This window comes from Burkholderia sp. Bp9140 (assembly GCF_003853425.1).
GTDB lineage: Bacteria > Pseudomonadota > Gammaproteobacteria > Burkholderiales > Burkholderiaceae > Burkholderia.
Genome location: NZ_QTPQ01000109.1, coordinates 1 through 1,201, shown reverse-complemented (window position 1 = coordinate 1,201; position 1,201 = coordinate 1). Strand labels below are relative to the sequence as shown.

The following is a 1,201-nucleotide window of genomic DNA, read 5'->3' as shown; positions in this document are numbered from 1 at the left end:
TGACCTTCCCCCTCTGAAGTATCCCACTGTAAAGTTAGTGGCAAGGCCGCAGGAGAAACCTTGTCATGAAGAAGTCGCGGTTCAGCGAAGAGCAGATTATCGGGGTGCTGAGGGAAGCCGATGCTGGCATGAAGGTCGCGGACTTGTGCCGCAAGCACGGCATATCGGATGCAACGTTCTATAACTGGCGTAGCCGCTACGGTGGCATGGATGTGTCGGAAGCGCGGCGATTGCGGCAACTGGAGGAGGAAAACCAGCGACTCAAGCGGCTGGTGGCCGACCAGGCGCTGGATATCCAGGTTCTGAAGGACGTGCTCGGAAAAAAGTGAGTTCGCCCGCGCAGCGCCGGGAAGTCGTGCAGCAGGTGATGGAGCAGCACGACTATTCGGAGCGCCGGGCGTGCGCGCTCGTTGGCCTGAATCGCCGGACGTTCCGGCGGCCAGTGCCACCTGACGTCGACCACGAAGTGCGGCAGCGGCTGCGCGAGCTGGCACAGCAGCGGCCACGGTTTGGCTCGCCGCGCCTGCATGTCTTGCTGCGTCGGGAGGGCCTGGTCCAGAACCACAAGCGCACTGAGCGCCTGTACCGCGCAGAAGGTCTGTCGCTTCGCCTGAAACGGCGAAAGAAGCGCCCGAGTCATCTGCGCGTGGTCATGCCGACGCCTAACGGCGCAGACGAAAGCTGGGCGATGGACTTTGTTGCTGACGCGCTGGTGCATGGCCGACGTATTCGCATGTTGACCATCATCGACGCGTGGAATCGCGAGTGCCCGCACATCGAGGTCGACTTCTCGCTGACGGGTGTACGCGTGGCGCGTGTGCTGGAGCAGCTACGTCAGCAGGGACGGCAGCCTAATCTGATTCAGGTCGACAACGGGCCAGAGTTCGTCAGCAAGGCGCTCGATGCATGGGCGCACGAACATGGCGTCAAGCTGCAGTTCATCCGTCCAGGTAAGCCGGTGGAAAACGCGCACATCGAGAGCTTCAACGGACGGCTGCGCGAAGAGTGTTTGAATCAGCATGCGTTCGTCAGTCTCGACGATGCACGCACGCGAATCGAAGCGTGGCGCACGGACTACAACTCGGTGCGCCCGCATAGCGCCTTGGGGCAACTGGCGCCGGACCAATTCCGGCAACTGCATCAACCTAAAAACGGCGAGCCCACTAACTTACGAATGGTGTACTCGGCGGGGTAAGGTCAA

At 61.4% G+C, this 1,201-nt stretch carries 1 protein-coding gene; it reads left to right on the top strand.

Annotated features, from left to right (window positions below; all coding sequences use genetic code 11):
* The first annotated feature begins 65 nt into the window (after positions 1-65).
* A protein-coding gene (locus tag DIE21_RS36815; protein ID WP_409364681.1) for an IS3 family transposase occupies positions 66-1,195 on the top strand; the annotation gives its coding sequence in 2 pieces (ribosomal slippage) (positions 66-309 and positions 309-1,195; 1,131 coding nt in all).
* Positions 1,196-1,201: the final 6 nt, after the last annotated feature.